Consider the following 26,267-nt stretch of genomic DNA (forward strand, 5'->3'; position numbering starts at 1 on the left):
AGCCCGGCGGATCAATGTGCGCCCTGGCCGTCTCCTGGCAGGCGAAGCAGCGCCGCACCGACGACCCCGTCCGGCTCGGCGGAGGTGACCAGAACGGGACCCTCCACCGTCCTCGCCCCGGCCAGCGCCAGCACGGAGGTGATCTGAAAGGCCGCGGAGGCGGCGCAGGTGTCACCGATGGCCTCGGCGCAGCCGATGTCCTGGGGACGGTGGTCCCCGAAGACCTCCGCGAGGGCGGCGCGTTCCGCGTCCCCCTCCCCACCGCGAGGCTGTGACCCGGCCACCGCTGTGACCGCGTCCGCGTCCACCCCGGTGCCCTCGAGAAGCCGTCGGACACATGAGACGAGGGCCGGCCGGATCTCCCACTCGTCGCGGGCGAAGCCGAACTCCAGGCCAAGAGGGGTGGCAAGGGTTCGCCGGCCGTGGGCTGCGGCGTCCTCGGGATGCTCGAGCAGCCACATCGCCGCGCCCTCACCGAGCACCCGGTCTTCGGGTGCGCCGACCGCAGCCCCGGTGTCGGCGGTGCCCCGGCGTGCGGTGTCCCGGCGTGCGGTGTCCCGGCGGGCGTGCCATTCCAGCCAGGCACGGGCGCGGGAGAACTCCTCGACCGCGCCGCACAGCATGGCCGGGGCCCGGCCGGCCTTGCACAGCCGCAGTGCGTAACGCAGGGAGAGCAGGCCGGTGGCCCTGCCTCCGGCGACGGTCGCGTTGGGGCCTCTGAGCCGGTGCCAGATGGCCGACCGGCCGGCTGCACAGTTCATCACCGTGTTGGGGAACCGTGCCGGGTCCACCAGATAGGGGCGGGAGCTGGTGAGCGAGTCCCTGGTGAAGTCCATCATGCTCTGCGCACTTCCCATGCTGGTGCCCAGAGCGAGGCCGGTGCGCTCCCCCACTCCGCCCAGGCGCTCTTCCGCGTCATCGGTCAGGAGCTGCCCGACCGCGGAGACGGCCATGCCGGTGATCCTGTCCATCGAGCGCGTCCCCTTGCGGCCGAGCACGGCCCGCACGTCGAAGTCCGGGACAAGACCGGCCCCGTGGAAGGGCACGTCCCACTCTTCGGGGTCCAAGGGGACCACGGCGCGACGGCCGGAGGTCAGTCCGGCAGTGAACGCGTCGCGGTGCAGGCCCCAAGGGGATACGGCCGACCAGGCGGAGATCACGGGGCTGCCGGGAATGGTTGCGGGGGTCATACCGCTGCGCTCCTCCTTCGCTTCGCTGTACCGGGCATTCAGAAGAACCAGATCCGTCGATACGCCGGCCAGCGGGCCGTGACGGCGTGCCGGGCGACGGTGCGCACACCGGGCAGGAGCCGCTCGCGGGCGCCGGGGCCGAGTGCGGCGATGTCCGGTTCCTCGACCCACACTGCGGCGCCGTCCTCGATCAGCCTGTGCAGCGAGCGCTGTGGGCTGGGCAGGGTGTCGAGCGTCCGGGCCGCGATCCGCAGGGCGGGCCGGAATCCGGTGCATACGGCGAGGCTCGCGGCGAGACCGCGGAGCAGGATGTCGACGCCGCCGCTCTGCCGGTGCAGTTCCCGTGCGAAGTAGAGCGGGTTCGCGAACTGTGACTCCACCGCGCCCCGGTGGGCCCGCTCGACGACGAGGAGGGTGTTGCCCGTGCTGTCCACCGTTCAGCACACCCCCATGGCCAGGACCTTCTCCGAAGCCTCCACATGCGCCCAGAACCGGGCCGGGGGCCGCTCACGCACCTCGGATATCTGTTCCCCGGCTCCGCGGTCCGCGCAGCAGAAGCGGCAGGCGTACCAGTACAGGGCGTCCGGATGGGCGGCCAGCAGTTCGCGGACGAGCAGGGCGGTCGAGGGGTGGTCGGCCTCCGGGTCCGTGAGGTCGAGCGGCTTGCTGTCGCCGAGCGCAGTGCTGGTCAGCGTGGTGGCATCGCCGCAGGTCCAGACCTGGACCTTGGCGCCCCGGTCGAGGAGTGCCTGGGTGAGCCGCAGTGCGCTGGTGACCAGCTCGGTCTGGTGCGGTGCGCCGAGCAGTTTGATCAGCACGTCTGTCCGTGGAACCCGCCATACCATCTCAGTGCCACACCGCCTGCACGCCCGCTCGCAGCAGTCGTTCCGCCACGTCCTCCATCTCGACGACCCGCGCGCCGCTGACCACGTCCTCGGGGGCCACGCCGCGCTGGTGCAGGCTGAAGGCGTCCGCCCACAGCTCGCCTCCGAGCCGGAGACAGTCCTCGACTCCAGGCGTCAGCGCGGGAACCGAGCCGACCACTCCGTCCTCGATGAGCAGCAGGGTGACGTCGGCCCCTTCGCGCAGCAGGCGGCACGCATCGCCCACGAACCGTTCGGCACCGGACCCGAACTGCGGTCCGCTGCTCTCGATCAGCAGGAACTCGTTCATGAGCGGAGCCCGTCCGCCCGTACGGGGCCGCTGAGGGCATGCACGACACGGTCGTCGAACTCCACGAGGCTCCAGTCCCGGGGGCTGTCGATGACGGCGTAGCCGTGCGTGATCCGGCCCGCCGCGGTTCGCACCAGGTGTCCTTCGCGGACGGCGTAGCACTCCATGCGGGCGGTGTAGGTCAGATTCTTGAAGACCTCCTCAACGGTGTAGACCGTGTAGAGGTCCTCTTCCATCAGCACTTCGTCGAGGATCTGGATCCGCGAGTGCGGCACGACGGGAATCCACTGCCGGTCTTCGAGGAGTTGTCGGATGGAGATGCCCCGGTCCGCGAGGAAGAGGTCGACGACCTCCTCCATCAGGCGCAGATACCCGGACATCTGGAGCCGCTCGCTGAAGTGGCAGTACGGATAGGGGATGCGCCACTTCCAGCCGAAGGCGTTCTCCCCCGCGGTGAGCCGCTCCAGCAGCCCGTCGCCCGCATACGGGTCCTGACCGGTGACGGGCGCGGTCCCGGCGGACTGGGCAGCGTGACGGCTGGGGCCGGGTGCGGAATCCTGCCGGCCCAGGACCGGGACGGTGTAGGGCATGAGGGGGGAGGGCGGCTGTGCGTCCGCCCCGTGACCTTCTGCTGTCCGAAGGGAGACCCGCACCGTGGAAGTGGCCGCCTTGACGCGCCGGCCGTCGCGCTCCAGGGTCAGCGTGACGCGGAATCGGAGGGTCGAATCGCCCTCCCGCGTCGCGGGCACGACCTCGGCGTCCACGGAGTCGTCCATGTGGAGGGCGTGCAGGATACGGGTGTCCAGGTCGACGAGGTCGAGACCGAGGCCGTGCTCCTCGTAGAGGCCGCGAGCGGGGAGTCCGGCACAGCGGAAGTGCTCCAGGACCGCTTCCTCGACCAGGTAGTTGACGTGCTTGAACCCGATCCAGGTGCAGATGTTGGAGCCCTCGTAACGTGGGCGCAGCTGCACCCTGGTGCTCTCGGTCAGCAGATGCTTGGCCGCTACCGGCAGGGCTTCCGTGGTCATGGGCTTCACTCCGGGTCCAGGTGGGAGGAGGGCTGTGGCGGTCGGTCGTCAGGCGGGCAGCGAGCGCAGGAAGGTGTTGGTGAGGCCGGCGAACGATTCCGCCGAAGCCACCATGGGGAAGTGCTCGTTGCGGGGCAGGATGTGCACGGAGGCGTCCGGCAGGGATGCGCCCAGCGCTCTCGCATCTGTGGGGAAGGCCACGAAGTCCTGCTCTCCGCCGACGATCAGGAACGGCATCGGCAGCTGCCGGGTGCGGATCTGCGGCATGCGCAGATAGGTGTCGAAGAACCGGATCCAGCTGTACGGTCCGATGAAGTCGCGGACCTTGATGGCCACGGCCATTTGGTGCTCGCTGATGCCCGGTGTCCTGCCGTGGGCCCGCATCCCGGTGGCCAGGATGCGGTCGAAGTTGTTCAGGTAGTAGGCGATCGACTCCCAGTCGAAGTCGTCAGGCGCAGCGCGGTAGAGCGGGGAGACGAGCACGATGCCGCGCAGCTTCCGGCCGTTGACGACCAGAGCGTCCTGCGGCCCGGTGATCTGCTGGTCGAGCCAGCTGAGCACGGTGCTCGTGCCGAACGAGTGGGCCATGAGGACGTCGACTCCGCCGGGGACCCGGGAGACCGCGAGATCGACCCACTCCTCGACCGACCGGAGCGTCCAGTCCCGCACGCCCGTACCGCGCCAGGGCATGTCGGCCTCCCAGATTTCGCAGCGCGGGTCGGCGCGCGCCACGAACGGGCTCCATACGGCGGAACTGCTGCAGAGGCCGTGGACCAGCAGCACGCGTACCGGGTCGGGTGCTGTGGCCGGGCGGGCGAACCGTACGAGAACAGGCTCCGCAGCAGCCTCTGTGCTGTCGGTGGTGCGGGGTGCCGACTCGGTGGTGTCGGAGGTCATCACCCGTCTCCTCTCACCGGGCTGATCAGCATGGCCGCGACCGCGTCCGCGTGGTCGTCGCCGTTGGTGAGCAACGCGCCGCGCGCGTCGTGCGACTGGAACCAGCCGACAGCTGCGGCGCACTGCAGGACACCGAGCGCCCCGGACGCCTCACCATGGGCCGCGGCGAGATCGTGGCGGGGCAGTGCGGGGGCCGCGTCCGTCCCGTTGCCGCTGCGGGTGCCGGGTGCGGGGTCGGTGAGCCAGAGCCCGGCAGCCCGGAACGCCTCCCCGTCCTGGGCGGTCAAGTGGCTCACACACGCCGCCAGGCTGCCTTCCCGGGTGTAGGGCCCGAGCCGGGCCACTGGCTCGGCGCCGCGAGACCGCGCGGTCTCCTCGCCCTCCAGGAGCAGCGCCACGGCCCCGTCGAAGAGGCTCCCGGGGCTGCCGATGAGGCGTTCGACCACCGTGTTGGAGGGCTCCACGCCGACAACGAGGCTGTGGGAGCAGCGGCCGGCAAACAGCAGGGACATGCCCCAGTGCACGGCGTCCAGGCCGGAGGTCGGGCCGTTGCAGAGCATCAGACTGGGGCCGCGCAGCGCGAACCGTGTGGCCACCGAGGAGGCGACGACATTGCTGGAGGCGATGGGCAGCAGCATCGGGCTGATGCGGTCCGTGCTCTCCTCGGCGATGTCCGCGGTCACCGTGCAGACGGTGTCCAGGTTGCCGAGGTTCGAGCTGGCCACGACCGCGACCGAAGCACCGACATCGTCGGAAGCACCGACGTCGTCGGAGGAGGGCAGCGCCGCGTCGCGCAGCGCGTCATGGGCCGCACAGAGCGCGAGTTGCGAAGCCCGGTCCAGGTAGCGCAGTCCCCGGCGCCCGATGCGGGCGGTGGGGTCCACGGGACCGGCCGAGGGCGGCGGCGGGTGCAGCAGCTCCTGAGGGGTCGTGACGCCCGGTACGGCGAGCCCCACCCCGGTCACGGTGATGTTTCCCGGACGCGGCATCAGGTGGTTCCTTCCAGGAGGGCGACGGCGTTGACCCCGCCGAAGCCGAAGGCGTTGACCTGAGCGAGGTGGAGGCCGGGTTGTACTCCGGTGGTGTGTGTGACGAAGCGGAAGTGTTCGGAGCCGGGTGCCGGGTCGTCCAGGCCGAGCACGGGCGGCACCCGCCCGGTGGCCAGCGCCCGGGCGGCGATGATCAGGCTGAGCAGTCCCGAACCTCCGGACGTATGCCCGGTGGCGCCCTTCAGAGCGGTCATGAGCGGATGCCCGACGGCAGCCCCGAACACCTCGGCCATGGCCGCGATCTCGACCTCGTCGTTGAGGGGGGTGCCCGTGCCGTGCAGCAGCGCCAGGTCGATGTCCTCCGGTTGCACCCGCGCTGTCGTATGGGCCCGGCGGACAGCGGCGATGATGCTTCGCAGGTCGGGCGCGGTCGCGTGCCCGGCGTCGCAGTTGAGGCTCACGGCGCGCAGCCGGCCGCAGGGCCGCGCGGCGGTCGCCGACCCTTCCCTGCACAGGACGACGGCTGTGGCCCCGTCGCCCATGAGCGTGCCCCGGCGCGTCCGGTCGAAGGGCCGAACCCGCTCGGGCGGAGTCAGCTGCACACGGTCGAGGAGGCCGAACATGCTCTCGGTGATCGTGTCCACACCCGCGACGACGACAGTGTCGGCGACTCCGGCACCCAGCATGTCGCCGCCCATCGCCAAGGCGTACAGCGAAGCCGAGCAGGCATTGGAGACCGTGTACGTCCGGGTGGCACCGAAGCGCTCCCGCAACGCCGTTCCGAAGTGCAGCCGCGTCACATCGAACGGCGTGCCGTCGCGCCAGGAGAGTTCGGCCGAGCGCAGCTCCCGCAGGCCCGTGCCCACGATGACCGGGACATCGGTGAGGTCGTCGCCGAGCTCGGCGTCCTCCAAGGACTCCTCGATGGCCTGTACGAGCCAGCGGGTGGCACGCAGGGGGACGTCCTGGCCGGGCGCGGGCCGGTCGTCGATCTCGTAGGCGCTCTCCGCGCGGTAGCGGTCCGGTCGGAACCCGCGCAGGGGGGCCAGTCCGTCGCGGCCGGCGCACAGGGCGTCGAAGACCTCGGTCACGCCGCGGCCGACGCTGGTCACCGCGCCGCTGCCGGTCAGCAGCCACCCGGCCGACGGCGTGTCCGGTGCGCTCGGCCGAGTCACGCGAGCTCCTGATCGTAACGGCCGTAGATGAGGACCGCGTTGTTGCCGCCGAAGGCCAGACCGTTGTTCTGGACCACTCGTGGCCGAGCCTCGACGGCGTGGTTGGGTACGCAGTCGAGGCCGCACTCCGGGTCGGTCTCGACGTGGTTGACGGTGGGCGGGATGAAGCCCTCGGTGATGGCGAGTACGCACCCGATGGAGGCCAGGGCGCTGGCGGCACCCATGCTGTGGCCGAGCATCGACTTGACGGAGATCGTGGGTGGTGCGGTTTCGGTGCCGAAGACCCGGCGGATGGCCGCCGCCTCCGTCACGTCGTTGGCTCTGGTCCCGGTGCCGTGCGCCGAGATGAAGTCGACGTCCGCCGGCTTCACGCCCGCGTTGTAGAGTGCGAGCTGCATGCAGTGGGCCACGCTGTCCTCGTTGGGAGCGACGGGGTGGTCGGCGTCGCAGTTGAGTCCGAAACCCAGGACCTCCGCGTAGATATGGGCTCCGCGGGCGAGGGCGGATTCGAGGCTCTCCAGGACGAGGACCCCCGCCCCCTCGCCGGTGAGGATCCCGCTGCGGTTCTTGTCGAACGGCTGGCAGCGTTCCGGGGCGATGGTCCCGATCCGGTAGAACCCGGTGAACGTCTTGCGGCACAGCGCATCCGCACCACCGCACAGAGCGAGGTCGACATCGCCGGCCCTGATGGCGTCGAAGCCGTAGCCGACGGCGTAGTTGCCCGCAGCGCAGGCCGTGGGAAGCGTGACCGCCTCGACCGAGTTCAGGCCCAGTTCGTGGACGACCGCGGCGGACAGCCGGCCTGCCGGCACCCGGGCGGCCACGGCCGGTTCCAGGGCCCCAGGACCGTGCTCCAGCTCGGTCTCGACCAGCTGGTCGAGGTCGCGGGCCTCACCGTCGGTGGTGCCGACGGCAACGAGGCAGGGGCGCTCGCGCAGTGCGGCCGGGTCCAGTGCGGCATGTGCGACCGCCATGCGGGCGGCAGCCGCGGAGAACTGGCCGGCCCGGCCCAGGCTCTCCGGCGGCGTCCGTATCCAGTGCTCGGGGGAGAATCCGACGACTTCGCATCCCATCGCATGGTCGAAACCCGAGGTGTCGAAAGCGCCGATGTGGCCCACGGAGCTGCGTCCGGAACGAAGCCCGTCCAAAAATTCAGCAGCTTCGATACCGATGCTCGAAACGACCCCCACTCCGGTGACCACCACGCGGACAGCTGATTTATCGAGCATGGTGCGCCGCCTCCGAGAATGAGCAGGTGCTATTTTTCGGACGCTTTCGAAACGACGTTGTACACGCCTTCGAGGTTGACCATACCGGCGAGCTCCGACTGCTCGATCGTGACGTCGAACTCCTTCTCCAGCCCGGCAAGTATCTCGATCGCCCGGAGTGAGTCGGCGTCGTGATCCTCCTTGAAGCGGCTGGTTCCGGAGAGCTCGTCCGGGTCTATCTCAAGAATGTCGCACACTATCTCCTTGATTTTCTGGCGGTCTTCCTGGGTGAGCGAACTCATGCTGCCTCCCGGGTCTTCTGCGCCTCCGGATCCACCGAATCAAATACTATGGGCGGCGGTCGCGTGCGTGAAGGAATATGGCCGTAAGCTGCCATCCCGGTTCTGCTGTCCCGAGTGGCATCGGTCTTTGTCGGCCGATGAGAGTGGCGCCCTTCAGTAAAAAGCATGGATTAGTGTCCGAGGTCCGGCGCCTCGAAGCGCATCGTGGAGGGCAGGCTCCGCGGCTCCGGAATGAGGTGCAGGCGCTGAATGTCCGCCACCGCGGGCAAGGACGCGGTGCACTCGCAGGAGTCGTCGGTGAAACCGGCGAAACGGTAGGCGATGTCCATCATCCGGTTGCGGCTGGTGGGACGGAAGTCGGCGACCAGGTGCACACCGGCCCGGAACGCCTCGGTCGTGAGCCAGTTGAGGATCGCCGTGCCGACGCCGAAGGAGACCACCCGGCACGAAGTTGCCAAAAGTTTGACGTGCCAGCGGCGGCTGTCGGTGTCCAGCAGCAGCACGCCGATGGCACCGTGCGGGCCGAACCGGTCGGTGAGCGTGGCCACGAGGACCTCATGAGCGGGGTCGGCGCAAAGGTCGCGCAGGACCGCATCGGAGTAATGGACGCCCGTCGCGTTCATCTGGCTGGTACGCAGGGTCAGTTCCTCGACACGGGACAGTTCGGCGACATCCGCCCTGCGCAGGCGAAGCCGGAGGTCGAGCGTACGGAGGAACTGCTCATCCGGCCCGGAGAACGCTTCGCGCTCGGCCTCCCGCTCGATGTTGGCCTGGTACATCTTCCGGCGCCTTCTGGAGTCGACCGTGACCGTCTGCGGGCTGAACTCCGGGAGTTCCATCAGGGTGAGTGCTCGCTCGGCCGGGTAGCAGCGGACGTCCGGAAGGTGGAAGGAGACCTCCGCGCGCTCGGCCGGCTGATCGTCGATGAAGGCGATCGTGTCCAGGGAGAAGTTCAGCGTTTCCGCGATACGGCGAACGGCCGCCGACTTCGTTCCCCAGCCGATCTGGGGGACGACGAAGTACTCGGCGATGCCCAGCGACGTCAGGTGTGCCCGGACCGGCTCGTGCTCGTTCTTGCTGGCCACCGATTGGAGGATGCCCCGGGAGTCGAGCTCCTTGACGACGGCGGCGATGTCCTCGTCCAGATGCGCGTCCCCGTCCTCCAGCAGGGTGCCCCGCCAGAGCGTGTTGTCCAAGTCCCAGACCAGGCACTTCACGACGGGCTGTCGGCTGTTCATCGGAACCCCCAGACGGTCATCGCACCGTGGTCGTCAGCGCGTGCTCGGCCAGGATGAGCTGGCAGATCTCGCTGCTGCCCTCGATGACTTCCATCAATTTCGCGTCGCGGTAGGCGCGCGCCACCACGTTTCCGTCGCGGGCACCGGCCGAGGCCAGCACCTGCATCGCCGAGGCCGCCCCCGCGACGGCCTGCCTCGCGCTTACGTGCTTGGCGAGAACTGTGGCGACTGCGGAGTCCGGTGTTCCGTCGTCCCAGCAGCGGCCGGCATGCTCGCAGGCCCTGGTCGCCACCTGCTCGGCCACCAGCAGCTCGGCGAGATGGCGGGCGACGAGCTGGTGCTCCGCCAGGGGCTTGCCGAACTGGCGCCGATTCGCCGCGTGTCGGCACGCCGCGGCTCGGCAGGCACGCAGAATTCCGACGCAGCCCCAGCCCACCGACATCCGTCCGTACGCGAGGGCGGTCGCGACCAGCAGGGCCGGCGGCATCCCGACCCCACCGAGCACATGGTCCGCCGGCAGCCGTACGGAGTCGAAGCGGACGTCCGCGTGCCCGGCAGCGCGGCAGCCGAACGGGGCAGCGATCCGCTCCACTTGCACCCCGGGAGCTGTGGCGGGCACCACGACGGCAGCGGCGCCGCCCTCGAAACGGCCGAAGACCACCAGCAGATCAGCGTACTGAGCAGCGGTCATCCAGACCTTCCGCCCGCTCACGACGACACTGCCGCCTTCCTTGCGGATCTCGGTGCCCATGGCAGACAGATCGCTTCCGGCCTCCGGTTCGCTGAAACCGACGGCAGCCCGACTGGTCCGGGCCAGTTGCGGAAGATAGGTGTCGCGCTGACCCGCGTCACCGAAGCGCTGGACCGTCCACGCCGCCATGCCCTGCGAGGTCATCACGCTGCGCAGCGATCCGCACAGGCTGCCCACGTGGGCGGTGAACTCCCCGTTGCTGAGAATGCCGGCGCCGAGGCCCCCGTGTTCTTCGGGCACCTGGGGGCACAGCAGCCCCCTGTCGCCGAGTTCACGCAGCACCTGGTCGGGCAGCAGGCCGGCCGCGTCCCAGGAGTCGGCTTGCTCACCGACGAGTTCCGCGACCAGAGCGCCTGCGCCGGCGAGCGGGTCAGGACCCATCGCCGGATGTCCCGTGCCGGATGCGGTGGACGAGCTCGGCCATGGAGGCGACAGAGCGGAAGTTGTTCATCTTCAGATCCGGACCGACAATGGAGACATCGAATGCCTGCTCCAGCCGCACGACCAGCTGCATGGCGAACATCGACGTGATCAGTCCCGCCTCGACCAGGTCCAGGTCGGGCTCGACCGGGGTCCGCAGCTGCTCTTCGAGGAGTGACCTCAGGTCGCGCTCGATCTCTGCGCGGGGCCCCGGACCGGTGGTGGCCGACCGCTCTGTCGTCATGACGTCATACCTCCTGGGTTGGGAAAGTCCTGGCCGGTTCCGGACACTTACGGAGCCGACCGGACGAGGCCGAGCCGTACGGGAAGCCGTTCGAGCCCACGCATCACCACGCTGAACCGCCACTCCAGTTGCTGCTCCGGCACCGCGAGGTCGATGCGGTCGTATCTGTCCAGCAGCTTGGTGAACGCGAGTTGCGCCTCCAGCCGGGCCAGCGGCGCACCGAGGCAGTAGTGGATGCCGTGGCCGAAGGCGAGATGGCTGCCGGCCTCGCGGCTGATGTCCAGCACATCCGCGTCGTCGTACACGCGCGTGTCATGGTTGGCGGAGTCGATGCTGAGGATCACGAACTCGCCCTCCGGGATCTCCACTCCGCCGATCCGCACGGGCTCCGTGGTGAACCGCAGTGTCGCCTGGTTGACCGGGCTGTCGTAGCGGAGGAACTCCTCGATCGCCCCGGGCAGCCGTGTCCGGTCCGCGCGCAGCGCGGCGAACTGGTCCGGGTGGGTCAGCAGGGCGAGAAGGCCGTTGCCGATCAGGTTCACCGTCGTCTCGTGGCCGGCCGCCAGCAGCAGACAGGCCATCGACACCAGTTCGTCCTCACTGAGCCGGTGGCCGGAGACCTGGGCGTGGACCAGCGCGGACAGCATGTCCTCGCGCGGCTCCTTCGCCTTGGCCGCAACCAGACCGTGGAGGTACTGCTCCATCGCCGCCGAGGCTTCGTTGACGACCTCCGGAGGCAGGGCCGATACAAGCGTGTTGGACCACGCCCGGAACATCTCCCGGTCGGCCTGGGGAATGCCCAGCAGCTCACAGATCACCTTGACCGGCAGCGGAACGGCGTAGGCCGCCAGCAGGTCGACGTGGGTCTTCCCCTCCAGCGCGTCCAGCAGCTCGTCGCAGATCTCACTAATCCGCGGTCGCAACCGCTCCACGGCCCGCGGGGTGAACGCCTTGTTGACGAGGGTGCGCAGTCTGCCGTGTTCCGGCGGATCCGTGTTGAGCATGTGGTGCAGCAGCGACTGCCCGAACACGCTGTCGCTGCCGGACAGCGAGTGCCGGTCCAGCAGCTCGGCGACCCGTTGCGAGTCCTTGGCGAACCGCGGGTCGGCCATCACCGAACGGACCTCCGCGTGGCCGGTGATCAGCCACGGCCGGAAGCCGGACGACATGACCGTCCGGCGGATCGGGACGTCTGTCATGACGCTCCTCCTCGGGTCAGCCAGGATGTGAGCGCGGCGGCGGTCGTGACCGCGTGGTCGCGCATCATCGTCGCGTGATCACCGGGAACGGTGCGGGTCTCGGCCACCCCGTCCGGCCCTTCCGGGCTCTCCCCACCGGTGGCGTCGAGGGGAACCTGGACCTCGCCGCGCAGCAGCACGGCCGGTACCGTGACCGGCCCTGGTTCCCACTGCTCGAAGAGCCTCAGATACCGCCCCATGGCGGTGAGTTCGGCGCTGTCGATGTCCAGCGTCTGCAACAAGGGTGCGTTGCGCGCCATCAGTTCATCGAAGAGGCGGTGGGCGTTGCGAAGGTCCGGCCGGAAAGTGTCCACCAGCACCAGCCCGGACGGAGCGCGGCCGATGTCCGCCAGGTGAGCCGCCACCTCCTGGGCCACCCATCCGCCGGAGGAGTAGCCGAGCAGGACGAACGGCAGGTCACCCGCGCACTCCAGCGCCGTGACCACATGTGACCGGACCAGAGCCTCCCTGGTCTCGGGCAGGTCTTCACCACTCCCGAAGCCCGGATGCGGCAGCACCCACATCTCCCGCCTGCCCCGGAACGGCGCGGCGAGCTGCGCGAACTGATGTGCCCCGGCTGGGGTGACGAACGGGGGGAAGCAGATCAGCGCGGGCCGCTCGGGACCCCGCGCCAGGTGCAGGGGGGCGGGCCGGACCCGCTGTACCTCAGCGCTCCGGAAACGCGGGCGCAGTTCCGCGGCCTGCTCCAGCATCGGTATCGCCTTCATGGCTGTGCCGTTCTCGCAGGCTCGGCGGTAGAGCTCCACCAGGGTGTCGGTCGGGCGCTCGCCGGCGCCGTTCTCGCCGGGTTCGAGCAGCGCGGACCGGAGGTGGTCCGCGAGCAGGGCGGGCGACGGGTATGTGAACGCCAGGCTGGTGGGCAGCTTGAGGCCGGTGACGGCGGACAGGCGTTTCCGCAGTTGGACCGAGGTCAGTGAGTCGAGGCCCAGTTCGGTGAACCGCTGCGTGGGCTCCACGTCCTCCGCCGAGTCGTAGCCGAGGACGATGGCGATATGGCCCCGGACCAGGTCGACAAGCAGCTGCTTCTGGTCCTGGGCAGGGAGCCCGGACAGCTCGCCGGCCAGCTCGGGGGCATCGACGGGCGGATCTTCCCGCTCCCGACGCCGCGCCGCCGGCCCGGGATTCCGGTGCTTGGCGTGCCAGGCCGACAGGAGTGGAAGAGCCGGTTCGAGTACGGCGACGTCGTCCGTTCCGACGCCCATCCCGGCAGCGAGCGCGGGCAGGTCTGCGTGCTCGACGTGGTCCCAGAACCCGCCGTCCACGGCACCTGAGCCGCCTGCCCCGAGCGGAACGTACGTCGGCCAGTACCGCTTGCGCTGGAAGGGATATGTCGGCAGATCGACCCGTCGGGGGCTGCTGTCGGCGAAGGCGGCTTCCCAGTGCACCTCCACGCCGTGGACGTACATCTCGGCGACGGCGAGCAGGAACCGGTCGAGGCCGCCCTCCCCGCGGTGCAGCGTGTCGCCCACCACGATGTCGGCGTCGGCGGTTTCCGCGGTCGCCTCGATCATCTCCACGAGCAGGGGGTGCGGGCTCATTTCGACGAACGCCTCGTGGCCGCGGGAGATCAGGTTACGCACGGCCGCCTCGAAACGGACGGTCTGCCGGGCGTTGCGGTACCAGTAGTCGGCATTCAGCTCGGTGGTCTTCAGGAGATCGCCGGTCACGACGGAGAAGAACGGGATGTGCCCCGGCTTCGGTGAGATCCCGTCGAACGCGGCCAGCAGGTCCTTCCGCAGCGCCTCCACCTGGACCGAATGGCCGGCGCCGGTGGCGGCGCGGATGAGGCGCGTCGGCACGCCCTCGCTGCCGAGCTCGTGCAGCAGCTCCTCGACGGCCTCCGGGTCGCCGGAGACGGTGAGTGAGGCCGGACCGTTCTCCGCTGCGACGGACAGCCGGTCGCCGAACGCGTCCAGCCGCCGGTGGAGTTGCTCGGGTGGCATCGCGACGGCCGCCATGGCGCCCTTGCCGTGCAGTGGCATCAGCGCCTCGATGCGGCGGGCGATGAGCCTGGCGGCGTCCTCCAGCGTGAGGGCTCCGGCGATGTGCGCCGCGGCGATCTCCCCCTGGGAGTGCCCGACCACGGCGGCCGGCCGCACCCCGTAGGACTGCCACAGGCGCGTGAGCGCCACCATCACCGAGAACAGCACCGGCTGGACCACTTCGCCGCGGTCGAGCGACGGTGCTTCCGGTGCCTGCCGCAGTACGTCGACGACCGACCAGCCCGTCAGTGGTTCGAACGCGTCCGAGCACTCCTCCAACGCCGTCGCGAACAACGGCGAGGAATCGAGCAGTTCCCTCCCCATGCCCGCCCACTGCCCACCCTGCCCCGGGTAGACGAAGACCGGCCCGCCCAGGTGATGCCGCGCCACACCGCTGATGACGTCCGCCGAGGGCTCGGCCCGGTCGACGGCGGTCAGCCCCTCGCACAACCGCTTGCGATCCCGCCCCACAACCACCGCGCGGTGCGACAGCGCGGACCGGGACCGGACCAGTGACCAGCCCAGATCCGCGATGCCGAGGTCCGGGTCCGACTCCACCCGGGCGCGCAGGTTACCGGCCTGTGCCCGCAGCGCGGCGTGGCCCTTGCCGGACAGCACCCATGGCACGACGGCGGGTGCCGCACGGTCTTCGCCGGTGCGGTCCGGCACCGTACCGGCCGGGGCCTCCTCCAGGATGACGTGCGCATTCGTTCCGGCCCCGCCGATCGACGACACGGCGGCGCGGCGGGGCCGTTCGCCTACGGGCCAGGAGCGGGACTCGGTCAGCAGCCGCACCCCGCCCGAGGACCAGTCCACATGGGACGACGGCTCCTCCGCATGCAGCGTCCTGGGCAGCACACCATGCCGCAAAGCCTCCACCATCTTGATCACACCAGCCACACCTGAGGCAGCCTGCGTATGAGCGATGTTCGACTTCACCGACCCCAACCACACCGGCCGCTCCCGCGGCCGATCCCGCCCATAGGTCTCCAGCAAAGCCCCCGCCTCGATCGGATCCCCCAGCCGCGTACCCGTCCCATGCGCCTCGACCGCATCCACATCCGAAGCCGACAACCCCCCACACCCCAAAGCCGCCCGGATCACCCGCTCCTGCGCCGGACCGTTCGGCGCCGTCAGACCATTCGAAGCGCCGTCCTGGCTCACGGCGCTGCCACGCACCACCGCCAGCACCGAACGACCCTCACGAACAGCATCCGAAAGCCGCTCCACCAACACCACACCAACACCCTCACCCCACCCCGTACCATCCGCCGACTCCGCAAACGCCTTACAACGGCCATCCACGGACAGGCTGCGCTGCCGTGCGCCCTCGACGAAGACCCGCGGGGAGACGATCACCGCCGCGCCGCCGGCGAGGGCGAGGTCGCACTCGCGGGCCCGCAGCGCCTGACACGCCTGATGCAGGGCCACCAGCGACGACGAACACGCCGTGTCCAGCGTGACCGCGGGCCCGTGCAGCCCGAGGGTGTACGCCAGCCGCCCGGACATCACGCTCTGGCCGTTGACGGCCAGCAAGTAGCCCTCATCGGCCTCCGGGCTGCGGTCCAGCAGGCTCAGGTAGTCGTCGCCGGACGCGCCGACGAACACGCCCGTCGACGTGCCATGGGCCGACGTCGGCGCGATGCCGGCCTTCTCGAATGCCTCCCACGCCGTCTCCAGGAGCAGCCGCTGCCGTGGATCCGTCATCAGCGCCTCGCGGGGGGAGATCCCGAAGAACGCAGGGTCGAACCCGGCGGGATCGTCCAGGAAGGCCCCGTCACGCACATAGGAGGTGCCCGCCTGATCGGGGTCCGGGTCGTACAGGTTCTCCAGGTCCCACCCGCGGTCCGCCGGGAAGCCCGTCACCGCGTCACGGCCGGCCGCCACCAGCTCCCACAGGTCCTCCGGAGAAGCCACCCCGCCGCCGTACCGGCACGCCATCCCCACGATCGCGATCGGCTCACGCGCGCGCTCCTCCAACTCGTGCACTCGCTGTTTGGCATCGCGCAGGGCAGCGGTGGCCCGCCTGAGCGAGTCAAGGGTCCTCGCATCTTCCGCCACGTCAGTTCACCCGTCTGTCCGCATGGATGTCCGGCACCGGTCCCGGTTCAGGGCGTGCCCAGTTCGCCGTCGAGGAGGTCGAGCAGCTCATTGACGCCGGCCGCTTCGAGGTCGCTCGCTGTCCGGTCACCCGCCTCGGACTGCCGCGCGCCTTCCACCTTCCGCGCCAGGCTGGTGAGCCGCGCTGCGATGGCGTGGCGTTCCTCCGGCCCGTGGGAGTCAGCGGCCAGCGACTGTTCGAGTTCGTCGATCTTCTGCGAGGTCTGGTCCGTCCCCGCCACGGCCTCCTCGGGGACCAGTCGGGTACGCAGGAAGGCGACGAGCTCGATGGCGGTGGGGTGGTCGAACACGACCGTGGCCGGCAGCCGCAGCCCGAGCGCGGATCCGAGCCGGTTGCGCAACTGCACCGCCGTCACCGAGTCCAGTCCGGCGTCCAGGAACGTGCGTCCCGGGTCCACGGCCTCGGGCGTAGCGTGCCCGAGCACTGTGGCCACCTGGGTGCGGACCACATCGAGGAGCAGCCGGTCCTGTTCCTGCCGTGAGGCTGCGGCCAGTTGGTCCGCGGGCGATGCCGACTGCTGCCTGCCGGGGGCGTCCTGTCCCCCGGCCGCGGCGTGCAGTGCCTCGACCGCCTCCCATGCCTCGGGGAGTTCCCGCAGCAGCGGACGTCGGCGCGTCAGGGCGAAGCCGGTGACGAACTGTTCCCAGTCCATGTCCGCGACCGTCACCAGCGTTTCGTCGGCGTCCAGGCTGTACTGCAACGCCGTGAGCAACTGCTCTGGTGGCATCACATGGACACCCCAGCGGTGCAGGGTCTCGTCCGCCGCCTCCTGCGGGGTGAGCCCCGCCTCGGCCCACGCATCCTCAGGCAGCCCGCGGCGGCGCAGGGTCTCCGCCGCAGCGTCACGGACCGCCATGCCGTCGCCCGCCCAACCGCCCCAGGCGATCGCCGTCGCGGGCAGGCCGTGCGTCCGACGGTGCTGTGCCAGCGCCTCCAGATACGTGTTCGCTGCGCCGTAACTGCCGTGGCGCCCGACGCCCCACGTCGCGGTGACGGCGGAGAACAACACGAAGGCGTCCAGGTCGAGGTCTTGGGTCAGCTCGTACAGATGCCGCGCTCCGATGGCCTTGGCCCCCACGATGTCGGCGAGGTCCGCGGGGCTCGTCTCCCCCAGCTCCTGAAGCCGGCCCACCCCCGCCGCGTGGAAGATCCCCGACAGCGGCAGGTCCGCCGGCACAGCGGCCAGCACCCGGCGCAGAGCCTCCCGGTCGCGTACGTCGCAGGCCGCCACGGTCACCCGGGCACCGAGCGCTTCCAGCTCGCCGACCCGTTCCGCCATGCCGGGGGCGGCGTCACCCCGTCGCCCGAGCAGCACCAGGTGCGGGGCGCCGTTGCGGGCGAGCCAGCGGGCCACGTGTCCGGCCTGCACTCCGGTGCCTCCGGTGATCAGTACCGTGCCGTCCGGCCGCGGACGCCAGGGGTGCGAGCGCTGCGAGGTGTCGCGGGGCGCCCGGACCAGACGGCGGACGAGCACCCTGGTGTCGCGGATCGCGAGGTGGTCTTCGTCGGTGGCCGCACCGAGCACTCCGGACAGGCGTCGGAACGCCCCGGCGTCCAACGTCGCCGGCAGGTCGACCAGTCCGCCCCACCGCTCCGGGTGCTCCAGGCCGACCACCCGCCCCAGCCCCCAGGTCAACGCCTGTAGCGGATGGGCCAGCGGGTCCGGGCCGCCAACGGATACCGCCCCCCGGGTGAGCAGCCACAGTGGCGCCTGCATCCCGGCGTCGCCGAGGGCCTGCTCCCACGCCAGCGTCCCCGTCACGCCCGCCGGTATCCCCGGGTGCTCCGGATCGGTCTCCTCGTCCAGCGCCAGCAGCGACACGACGCCGGAGATGTCCGAGGTCCGCAGACCGGCACCGTCGAGCGTGGAGCGAAGCCTGCCGAGCAGCTTGTCCCGCCGCTCTGCGGCGGCCGTGACAAGCGGCAGCACCACTGCACCGCTGTCGGACAGCCCGTCGAGCAGCTCGCGTATCCAGGTGTCCGCGGCCTGGCTCTCCGGGATGACGACAAGCCAGCTCCCCGAGATACGGCGGTCGGCGAACTCCTCCGGTGACCAGGTGACGCGGTAGCGCAGCCGGTCCAGCGCGGCATCCGCGCGGTCCCGAAGCCTCCAGGCGGTCAGAGCCGGTAGCGCCTCCCGCAGGGAAGCCGCCTCCCGCTGCCCCGCGACGTCCAGCAGCGAGGCCAGCTCGGCCGGATCACCGCCCTCGACCGTCTCCCAGAACCGCTGTTCGGCCTGCGAGCCGTGGGCCGCAGCGGCCGGAGCATGCCGAACCTTCTCCGGCCAGAACCGCTCCCGCTGGAACGGGTAGGTCGGCAGCGCCACCCGGCTGCTGGGGACACCCGCGAACGCCGGTGCCCAGTCGACCGATGCGCCGGCGACGAAGACCGTGGCCAATGCGCGGTACAGCTGGTACGGACCGCCGTTGTCGCGTTCGAGCGTGGCCGCGGCGAGCACCTCACTGTCCAGCGCTTCGGCGTTCTGCTCCACCGCGTTCGTCAGTACGGGGTGCGGACCGACCTCGATGAAGACGTTGTGCCCCCGCTCGGCCAGCGCGGTGACCGCCGTTCCGAAGCGGACCGTCTCCCGCAGGTTGCGGTACCAGTAGTGACCGTTCAGTTCCGGGCCGTGCTGCCACGCTGTGTCCACCGTGGAGAAGAACGGGATCCGTGCGACGGTCGGCCGCACCGGCGCGAGCGCCTCTTCCAGTTCTTTCGACAGGTCCTCGATGTGGCCGGAGTGCGCCATGAACGCCACACCCGGCACCCGCCAGCGCACCAAGCGGAGCCTGGCCAGCTGATGCTCCAGTTCGGTCAGCGCCGCGTCCTCTCCGGAAACCGAGACGGAGGAAGGCCCGTTGACCGCCGCGATCGCCAGGAGGTTCCCCCAGGGGGCGATCACCTCGCGCACCCGGTCGGCAGGTGCCATCACCGACACGATCCCGCCCGTACCGGCCAGCCTCAGCAGCGACCGGCTGCGCGCCGCCACCACACGCGCGCCGTCCTCCAGCGACAGCGCACCGGCCACACATGCCGCGGCGACTTCACCCTGGGAATGCCCGAGTACCGCGCCCGGCTCGACCCCGTAGGCACGCCACGTGTGGGCCAGCGCCACCATCACCGACCACAGCACCGGCTGGACGACGTCCACGCGTTCCAGCGCCTCGGCGTCGTCCAGTACCCCGGCCAGGTCCCAGTCCACCCACGGCCGCAGGGCTGCCGCGCACTTCTCCATCCACTCGGCGAACACCGGTTCCGAGCGGAGCAACTCCCGGCCCATTCCCACCCAATGCGAGCCCTGTCCGGGGAAGACGAAAACGGGGCCGGCGGCGGTGTGGTCGGCCGTGCCACGGAGCACATGCGGCGCCGACGTCCCACTGGCGAGTGCCTTCAGCCCGGACAGCAGGTCCGCGCGGCCCTCGCCGACGACGACCGCCCGGTGCTCGAAGACGGACCTGTTCCGTACGAGCGCGGCGCCCAGCTCCGCGACGTCCGGTTCCGGGTTCTGCCCGACCCTGGCGAGCAGCCGCGCCGCCTGCTCCTGGAGGGCCGCCGCTGTCCTGCCGGACAGCACCCATGGCACGACGGCGGGTGTCGCACGGTCTTCGTCGGTGTGGTCCGGCACCGTACCGGCCGGGGCCTCCTCCAGAATGACGTGCGCATTGGTGCCGCTGACGCCGAACGACGACACGGCGGCGCGGCGGGGGCGATCCCCGGCGGGCCACGAGCGGGACTCGGTCAGCAGCCGCACCCCGCCCGAGGACCAGTCCACATGAGAGGACGGCTCCTCCGCATGCAGCGTCCTGGGCAGCACACCATGCCGCAGAGCCTCCACCATCTTGATCACACCAGCGACACCCGAAGCAGCCTGCGTATGAGCGATGTTCGACTTCACCGACCCCAACCACACCGGCCGCTCCCGCGGCCGATTCCGCCCATAGGTCTCCAGCAAAGCCCCCGCCTCGATCGGATCCCCCAGCCGCGTACCCGTCCCATGCGCCTCGACCGCATCCACATCCGAAGCCGACAACCCCGCACACCCCAACGCCGCCCGGATCACCCGCTCCTGCGCCGGACCGTTCGGCGCCGTCAGACCATTCGAAGCCCCGTTCTGGCTCACGGCGCTGCCACGCACCACCGCCAGCACCGAACGCCCCTCACGAACAGCATCCGAAAGCCGCTCCACCAACACCACACCAACACCCTCACCCCACCCCGTACCATCCGCCGACTCCGCAAACGCCTTGCACCGGCCATCCACGGCCAGCACGCGCTTGCGGGAGAATTCGATGAACGCTTCCGGGGTCGAGAGCACGGACACGCCGCCGGCGAGGGCGAGATCGCACTCACCGGCCCGCAACGCCTGACACGCCTGATGCAGAGCCACCAGCGACGACGAACACGCCGTGTCCAGCGTGACCGCGGGCCCGTGCAGTCCAAGGATGTACGCCAGCCGCCCGGACATCACGCTGGCGGCGTTCCCAGTGATCACATAGCCCTCGCCCGCCTCCGGGATCTCGTCGAAGGCGAAACGGTAGTCCTGGTAGTTGGTGCCGATGAACGTGCCGGTGACCGTCCCCTCCAGGCTTCTCGGATCGGTCCCGCTCCGTTCCAGCGCCTCCCACGCGGTCTCCAGCAGCAGGCGTTGCTGGGGGTCCATGACCGCGGCTTCGCGTGCGGACACGCCGAAGAACCCGGCGTCGAATCCTGCGATGTCGGCCAGGAAAGCGCCGGCCCGGGTGTAGGTCCTGCCCAGCCGCGCGGGGTCCGGGTCGTACAGGTTCTCCAGGTCCCACCCGCGGTCCGTCGGGAAGCCCGTCACCGCGTCACGGCCGGCCGCCACCAGCTCCCACAGGTCCTCGGGAGAAGCCACCCCGCCGCCGTACCGGCACGCCATCCCCACGATCGCGATCGGCTCGTCAGCCCGGGCCGGCGTCCGGGCGGGCGCGGAGGGGTCTGCCACGTGCCGGCCCCAGAGGCGTTCCCTGAGGTGACGGGCGACCGCGAGCGGGGTGGGGTGGTCGAAGAACACTGTGGGTGGCAGCTCGACGCCGGTCGCCTGCGCGAGCTGGTGCCGCAGCGCCTCCCGGGCCGCCTGCTTGATCCCCGCATCCCGGAAGGGCTTGTTGTCGGCGATCCTCGGCCCTGGTTCACCACCCAGCGCGGAGCTCATCCGGTCGCGTATCAGGTCCAGCAGAATCCTGGTCTGGCGTTCATCGGACTCGCCGTCGAGCCGCTCCTGCAACTCGGCGGCGGTCGGCCAATGACTGTTCACCACATACCTTCCGTTCAATCGAACGGGGCCTATTCGATCCGGACACACGGGGCGTTTTTCAGCCGACGTCCGCTCAGTGCTCGACGGTGTTCGTCCCCCGGTCCCGCGCGTTGACGAGCACCGCCATGTTGCCCACGGGGTGCGCGTTGTCGAACAACAGCTGGTGCAGGGAGCCGATGTCCTCGAACCGCTCACAGGTCGACAGGCAGGGATCGAGCAGCCCCGCGTCGACAAGGCTCACGACGTCCCGGAACTGACGGGCGTTGGCCCCGTGCGAGCCCTGCAGCCGCTTGGAGCGCATCCACAGATGCCGGAGATCGATACTGCCGTCGTAGCCGGTGGTCGCGCCGCAGGTCACCACCATTCCGCCGCTGGCGCACAGGTAGAGAGAAGTGGGCAGCGTGTCCCGTCCCGGGTGTTCGAAGACGATCCGCGGTGACTTCCTGGCGCCGACGATCTCCCAGATCTGCTTGCCCATGGCCCGCGCACCCTGCAGGAACTTCGCCATGCCCTCGGCGTCCTCCATCGCCGGCAGCCTGCCCCAGTGGTCGAACTCAAGGCGATTGATGACGCCTTTCGCGCCGAGATCGCGACAGTACTGGGCGCGGGCCTCGCCCGAAGCGACAGCGATCGGCACGCCGCCGAACATTTTGACCAGCTGAATGGCCATCGAGCCCAGGCCGCCTGCGCCACCCCAGATCAGCACCGGATCGCCCGGCTGCACCGTATTGCCCTGCCATCCCAAGAGCTGCCGGTAGGCCGTGGAGGCACACAGCACGAAACCGGCTGCCTCCTCCCACGACAGCTCTTTCGGCATCGGGTGGCACTGATAGTCCCTCACCAGACAGAACTGGGCGAAGGAGCCGTAGTTGGTCTCGTATCCCCAGGCGCGCCCGCTGCTGGACGTCGCGACGTCCGCGCCCAGCATGATGTCTTCGTCTTTCTCGTCGTATTGCCCGCCGGAGAGCACTACGCGGTCGCCGACACGGACATGCCGTACGCCCTCTCCGACCGCCCACACCACGCCGGAGCCATCGGTGCCGCCGATATGGAAGTCCTCCGTCAGACCTTGGCGTTGTCGCATGCCGATAACGTCGACGGGCAGGCCCAGTGACGCCCAGACGTTGTTGTAGTTGATCCCGGCTGCCATCACGTACACCAGCACTTCGCCTGCTCCCACCGCAGGCACGTCGACGACCTCGGTCCGGAATGCCTGTTTCGGTGGGCCGTACCGGTCCTGGCGTATCACCGAGGCGTACATCCGCTCGGGGACCTCGCCGAGCGGTGGCGTCTCTCCGAGCTCGTAAAGGGATTTCGGCATGGCTCTCCTCTTTCCGGTCGTCGACCTGGAATTCTCCGAGCGCGAAGACAGGGCCGGTGCTGCCGGGCCCGGCTGTCGCTACGGGTCGCTCGACGGGCACGGGTGCTCAGGCATGGCCTGCCGTAGCGCCGTTCCCCTCACCGGGAGCCGGACGATATCGGGCGGGGAAATGGCCCCTTTCCGGGAACGAGATCACTTGAACGGTGTCAGCGGGGAGGCCACGGACCGGAAGCCGGGCGCGCGGAATCGGTGACAGCGAAGGCATCTCCCGCGCTGCCGCGACACCGAGGAATTCCGGGGGGCACAGTGTCTGTTCGAAGCGTCTTCAAGCGTCTGACATCGCGAGCCGCTTCGGGATTCGCGATGACGAAACGGGCGGCGAGCCCTCCACACCCGACAGAAAAATGGCTCACGGCATGCACGGTTCACCATCGTTGTGCCGGGGCGTCAGGTAGCGACGGCAAGACCTCTGATTTCATCGGACGAAGTGCGGTCCGAAAGGTTTCTCTGCGACTCGTGCATCTCAGCTCCCAGGATTCTCCGCTCACCGGGTATCCAGTTGCCTTCGCGCAGTCCATGCTCTACGAAGCCCCAGCCGCTGTCCACCGGCCGAAATTGCAGCAACGGGCCTGACAAGTTGGTGACACTTCCGCCGCAGCGCCGCGTGATTGCTGCCAGGACCGGACTGCCCGTCAGGCTGCCGGTCAGGCGCCACCGTAGGCGTTTCCTGCGCCGCGAACCGGTCGAGGTTCTCCTGGTCCGCCGGTCCGGGGCGGAGACCGACTGCGGCCGTGCCGCCCCGGCAGACGCGGAGAACGAGCACGGCCGAGGAAGCCGTCAGAGCCAGCCGGAGCGGGCCGCCTGCACGCCGGCCTCGAACCGGCTCCGCGCGTTGAGTCGCCGCATCAGGTCCGCGACTCTCCTCCGCACGGTGCGGAGCGATACACCGAGCCGTCGGCTGATGACTTCATCCGTGTTCCCCATGGCCAGAAAGTGCAGCAACTCCCGGTCGCGTCGGCAGAGCCCTCTGGTGTCCACATGAGAAGCCTCCTGCCACGGAGTGGCCGCTTTCCAGAACTGCTCGAAGAGGGACCGCATGGCGGCCACCGCCCCCTGGCTCCGCAGTTCGAGTGCCCCTGCCCGGCAGTCGTCGGGGTCGAGGGGCACCAGGGCCACCTCGTTGTCGACGATCACCACGAGCATGGGTAACGTCGGGACTGTCCGGGTCAGACCTCCGTAGGACGCCAGCCAGCGCACGTAGCGGAGGACCGCCGGATCATTCCGGAAACTGTCCTGGTAGATGGTCCGGATGGAGACTCCCCGCTCCAGTGCCTTCTGTTCGAGGGCCTTTCCGGCCTCCAGAATATCCGGCTCCTGCGCGCCACTGGGAGAAAGAGAAAGACGTTCCTCCCGCGCCTGATCCATCAATTCTTCCAGACGCTTGTGCACCACCTCGGGGCCTACCAGGCGATGCACAACTTCCGGAGCATATCCGGACTTGTTCGAGTATTGCGCGGTCAGCGCCGACACCGCAGCGCGCGTGGCTTCGAGTTTCCGCTGGCGGGAACTGAGTTCGAGCTCGCGCTGAGCGAGCAGACCGGTCAGACGAACTTCAGGACTCACCGGCTGTACATGATCCGGGAACTTCGTGCTCCGGTGCAGGAGTTGGAGGTCGGCGAGTTCATCGAACGCCTCGCGGACCTCGCCCTCCGACAGACCGGACAGCCGGGCAACCTTCTCGACCTCCGCATGGGGATGCTCAAGGGTGACCCGGTACACCGTCTCGACGTCCGCGCTCAGCCCCAGAGCTTCAAGCACGGCAGAACCAGGCGGACGCAAGAAGTGGCGAGGCCGGCAGGCTGTCCAGCAGACCAGCCGACCGGTCGCCTGCCCGTGGTTCGGCGAGTAACGAAAGCGCGAGGAACATCGGCCGGAGCATCCGCCGAACCCCTCCCGTGGGAACGGGGCGGACTTGGCGGCACCGCCAGGAGGGCCACTGGCCTGCGGTGCGCTGCGAGTACCGGGCGTCGATCGCTTCCGCGTTGCCCCGGGCAACGCGTGCACCGACGGTCGGTGATCCTCCCTTGCTGCGGAGCCGGCCGATCAGCGCCTCACGGCGATCTCGGAACGGGATGTTCGAGCTGGACGGGGTACATACGCGATCGAACCGGAAAGGAATCGGATTCAATGTAATCCTCCCTCAGAGTTTTCTCGCCACCGCCTGAAGCAATGCAATGCAGCTGAAGCGTCGAACCGGAGAGAAAGAAGCCGTCACAAGTGACCCGGTGCGTTCCGTCGACGACGACTTCGGGGTCGAGTCGCGTCGAATCGCGTCGAATCGCTCAACCAGAACGCTTCAAGGACACTTGCCGGCACGGACCTCCTTGCACGCACCAGATACGGGATGAAGGCTTCAGACGGTAATTGGCGTCGCATCCACTCGCTTCTGCGTGACCCTCCTTCCTGCTGGGCCCGATACGGCAGGCATGGAAGCGCTCCACCAGGCCGGACCTGGCGAGCTATCGGTCGAGCTGTAGGTCAAGGACTATCGGTCAAGGCGTGCAGGAACGATTCTTCATTTGCCTGGTCGGCATCGCGGAGACCGCTGTCAGCAGCCGGAAAATCTGCCCTTGCGCTCAGCCTGGCAAGATCGCTCCGACGCGCATCCCCGAGGGAGAACAACGCACTTCACGGCGTCACTGGCCGCGCGCCGCCATTTGATCGCGTCGAGCGTGCGACCGAACGGCCGTCTCGCCGATGGCCCCACGCGGCGCACCGCAGGCGCATCGAGCCGGAGCTCACTCAACAGAAACCTCCTGCTGAAAGGCTGCTTTCGAGAAGTTGAAGAGAGGTGGGGGGTTGTCGATCGCTCGCCTTGAGTCAGCAGCAGAGCGGACGGCGGGCCTCCGTCGCAACCGCTTGAGCGGGCGATGGCTTGATTTACACGCCGTGGCCGAAAACCTCCCCTTGTCCGCTCAAGCGAATGTCCTGTATCCATGGAGCCGCAGCTGTCTCCTTTTTCGGGCCGACATACATGAACGCCTCTGAAAGCGAAGGACATGCATGATGCGCGGCCAGTCAGAACGCCAAGGGATCAACCGCCCACTGCTCCGGAAGTTTGACCAGCGCCTCAATGCACTGATTCAGGCGATATACCCTGACTCACGTAAACGCCCCGGCTTTGCCCGACTTGCCGCTGAGATCAGGGAGGCGACGGGCGGCACAATCTCCGCCACATACTTGTGGGAACTGTCGACGGGGAAGAAGCGTAACGTCACACTTGACCAACTGGACATTCTGGCAGAGTTCTTCGGAGTGCCACCCGAGTACTTCCTGAACGAAGAAGTATCGGAACGCGTCAACGCTCAACTGTCTCTGCTCTCCGCGCTGCGTGACACCAGGGTCAGGAATCTGGCACTCAGATCCGAGGGACTCTCTCCTTCAACACTCGACGCATTTCTGATCATGATCAACGAGGCACGGAAGGTGCAGAATCTGTCGGATGTCAGCGATGCAGAACGTGACAGCGAGGGAGCGGGCGAATAAGTACTGGACCGATAGGCGCCACACTGCCCGGTGAACTACTCATCGTCGCCAATTCAGGTGGGGCCTGCGCGTAATTCCTATATCCTCGCGGTGGACTTCGGGCGTATCTGCTGACACGACCAACCCGTAGGGTGGGGGTGCTGTTCC

At 69.2% G+C, this 26,267-nt stretch carries 18 protein-coding genes and 1 pseudogene; 1 reads left to right on the forward strand and 18 read right to left on the reverse strand.

Annotated features, from left to right (window positions below; all coding sequences use genetic code 11):
• Positions 1-11 precede the first annotated feature (11 nt).
• From ACTWP9_RS29860 to ACTWP9_RS29945, 18 genes and pseudogenes are all read right to left on the reverse strand, one after another.
• Entirely contained in the window at positions 12-1,190 is a 1,179-nt protein-coding gene (locus tag ACTWP9_RS29860; protein ID WP_443249427.1) for a beta-ketoacyl synthase N-terminal-like domain-containing protein, read from the reverse strand.
• A 38-nt stretch (positions 1,191-1,228) separates the two neighbouring features.
• Complete coding sequence (locus ACTWP9_RS29865; protein ID WP_443249428.1) at positions 1,229-1,624, reverse strand: hypothetical protein; 396 nt, start codon at positions 1,622-1,624, stop codon at positions 1,229-1,231.
• Positions 1,625-1,627: 3 nt separating this feature from the next.
• A complete protein-coding gene (locus ACTWP9_RS29870; RefSeq protein WP_443249429.1) occupies positions 1,628-2,008 on the reverse strand; it encodes a hypothetical protein in 381 nt (126 codons plus the stop codon).
• 28 nt (positions 2,009-2,036) lie between these two features.
• On the reverse strand, positions 2,037-2,363 hold the full coding sequence (locus ACTWP9_RS29875) for a hypothetical protein (RefSeq protein WP_443249430.1): 327 nt from the start codon (positions 2,361-2,363) through the stop codon (positions 2,037-2,039).
• A complete protein-coding gene (locus ACTWP9_RS29880) occupies positions 2,360-3,391 on the reverse strand; it encodes an acyl-CoA thioesterase (RefSeq protein WP_443249431.1) in 1,032 nt (343 codons plus the stop codon). The genes ACTWP9_RS29875 and ACTWP9_RS29880 overlap by 4 nt, the downstream gene beginning before the upstream one ends.
• Positions 3,392-3,439: 48 nt before the next feature.
• Positions 3,440-4,288: an alpha/beta fold hydrolase gene (locus tag ACTWP9_RS29885; RefSeq protein ID WP_443249432.1), complete on the reverse strand. Its 849-nt coding sequence runs from the start codon at positions 4,286-4,288 to the stop codon at positions 3,440-3,442.
• Positions 4,288-5,277 carry a beta-ketoacyl synthase N-terminal-like domain-containing protein gene (locus ACTWP9_RS29890; RefSeq protein ID WP_443249433.1) on the reverse strand — a complete coding sequence of 330 codons (990 nt, stop codon included), beginning with the start codon at positions 5,275-5,277 and terminating at the stop codon, positions 4,288-4,290. Before ACTWP9_RS29890 ends, ACTWP9_RS29885 begins: the two co-directional genes overlap by 1 nt.
• On the reverse strand, positions 5,277-6,452 hold the full coding sequence (locus ACTWP9_RS29895; RefSeq protein WP_443249434.1) for a beta-ketoacyl synthase N-terminal-like domain-containing protein: 1,176 nt from the start codon (positions 6,450-6,452) through the stop codon (positions 5,277-5,279). The genes ACTWP9_RS29890 and ACTWP9_RS29895 overlap by 1 nt, the downstream gene beginning before the upstream one ends.
• Positions 6,449-7,681 (reverse strand): beta-ketoacyl-[acyl-carrier-protein] synthase family protein, encoded by a 1,233-nt coding sequence (locus ACTWP9_RS29900; RefSeq protein WP_443249435.1) that lies wholly within the window; start codon positions 7,679-7,681, stop codon positions 6,449-6,451. The genes ACTWP9_RS29895 and ACTWP9_RS29900 overlap by 4 nt, the downstream gene beginning before the upstream one ends.
• A gap of 29 nt (positions 7,682-7,710) precedes the next feature.
• On the reverse strand, positions 7,711-7,962 hold the full coding sequence (locus tag ACTWP9_RS29905; RefSeq protein WP_443249436.1) for an acyl carrier protein: 252 nt from the start codon (positions 7,960-7,962) through the stop codon (positions 7,711-7,713).
• A 170-nt stretch (positions 7,963-8,132) separates the two neighbouring features.
• Complete coding sequence (locus ACTWP9_RS29910) at positions 8,133-9,200, reverse strand: HAD-IIIC family phosphatase (protein WP_443249437.1); 1,068 nt, start codon at positions 9,198-9,200, stop codon at positions 8,133-8,135.
• Between the two features lie 16 nt (positions 9,201-9,216).
• Positions 9,217-10,332: an acyl-CoA dehydrogenase family protein gene (locus ACTWP9_RS29915; protein ID WP_443249438.1), complete on the reverse strand. Its 1,116-nt coding sequence runs from the start codon at positions 10,330-10,332 to the stop codon at positions 9,217-9,219.
• Positions 10,322-10,615: an acyl carrier protein gene (locus ACTWP9_RS29920; RefSeq protein ID WP_443249439.1), complete on the reverse strand. Its 294-nt coding sequence runs from the start codon at positions 10,613-10,615 to the stop codon at positions 10,322-10,324. Before ACTWP9_RS29920 ends, ACTWP9_RS29915 begins: the two co-directional genes overlap by 11 nt.
• 47 nt (positions 10,616-10,662) lie before the next feature.
• Positions 10,663-11,814: a cytochrome P450 family protein gene (locus tag ACTWP9_RS29925; RefSeq protein WP_443249440.1), complete on the reverse strand. Its 1,152-nt coding sequence runs from the start codon at positions 11,812-11,814 to the stop codon at positions 10,663-10,665.
• Positions 11,811-15,917: a type I polyketide synthase gene (locus tag ACTWP9_RS29930; protein ID WP_443249441.1), complete on the reverse strand. Its 4,107-nt coding sequence runs from the start codon at positions 15,915-15,917 to the stop codon at positions 11,811-11,813. Before ACTWP9_RS29930 ends, ACTWP9_RS29925 begins: the two co-directional genes overlap by 4 nt.
• Before the next feature lie 47 nt (positions 15,918-15,964).
• A pseudogene (locus ACTWP9_RS29935) lies at positions 15,965-21,196 on the reverse strand (type I polyketide synthase); the annotation flags it as partial.
• A gap of 130 nt (positions 21,197-21,326) precedes the next feature.
• Entirely contained in the window at positions 21,327-22,574 is a 1,248-nt protein-coding gene (gene ccrA, locus ACTWP9_RS29940) for a crotonyl-CoA carboxylase/reductase (protein ID WP_443249442.1), read from the reverse strand.
• An 837-nt stretch (positions 22,575-23,411) separates the two neighbouring features.
• A complete protein-coding gene (locus ACTWP9_RS29945) occupies positions 23,412-24,392 on the reverse strand; it encodes a LuxR C-terminal-related transcriptional regulator (protein ID WP_443249443.1) in 981 nt (326 codons plus the stop codon).
• A 1,245-nt stretch (positions 24,393-25,637) separates the two neighbouring features.
• Between ACTWP9_RS29945 and ACTWP9_RS29950 the strand changes: the two genes are divergently transcribed.
• Complete coding sequence (locus ACTWP9_RS29950; RefSeq protein WP_443249444.1) at positions 25,638-26,120, forward strand: hypothetical protein; 483 nt, start codon at positions 25,638-25,640, stop codon at positions 26,118-26,120.
• The last annotated feature ends 147 nt before the right edge of the window (positions 26,121-26,267 follow it).

This window comes from Streptomyces sp. 3N207 (assembly GCF_052246355.1).
Lineage (GTDB): Bacteria > Actinomycetota > Actinomycetes > Streptomycetales > Streptomycetaceae > Streptomyces.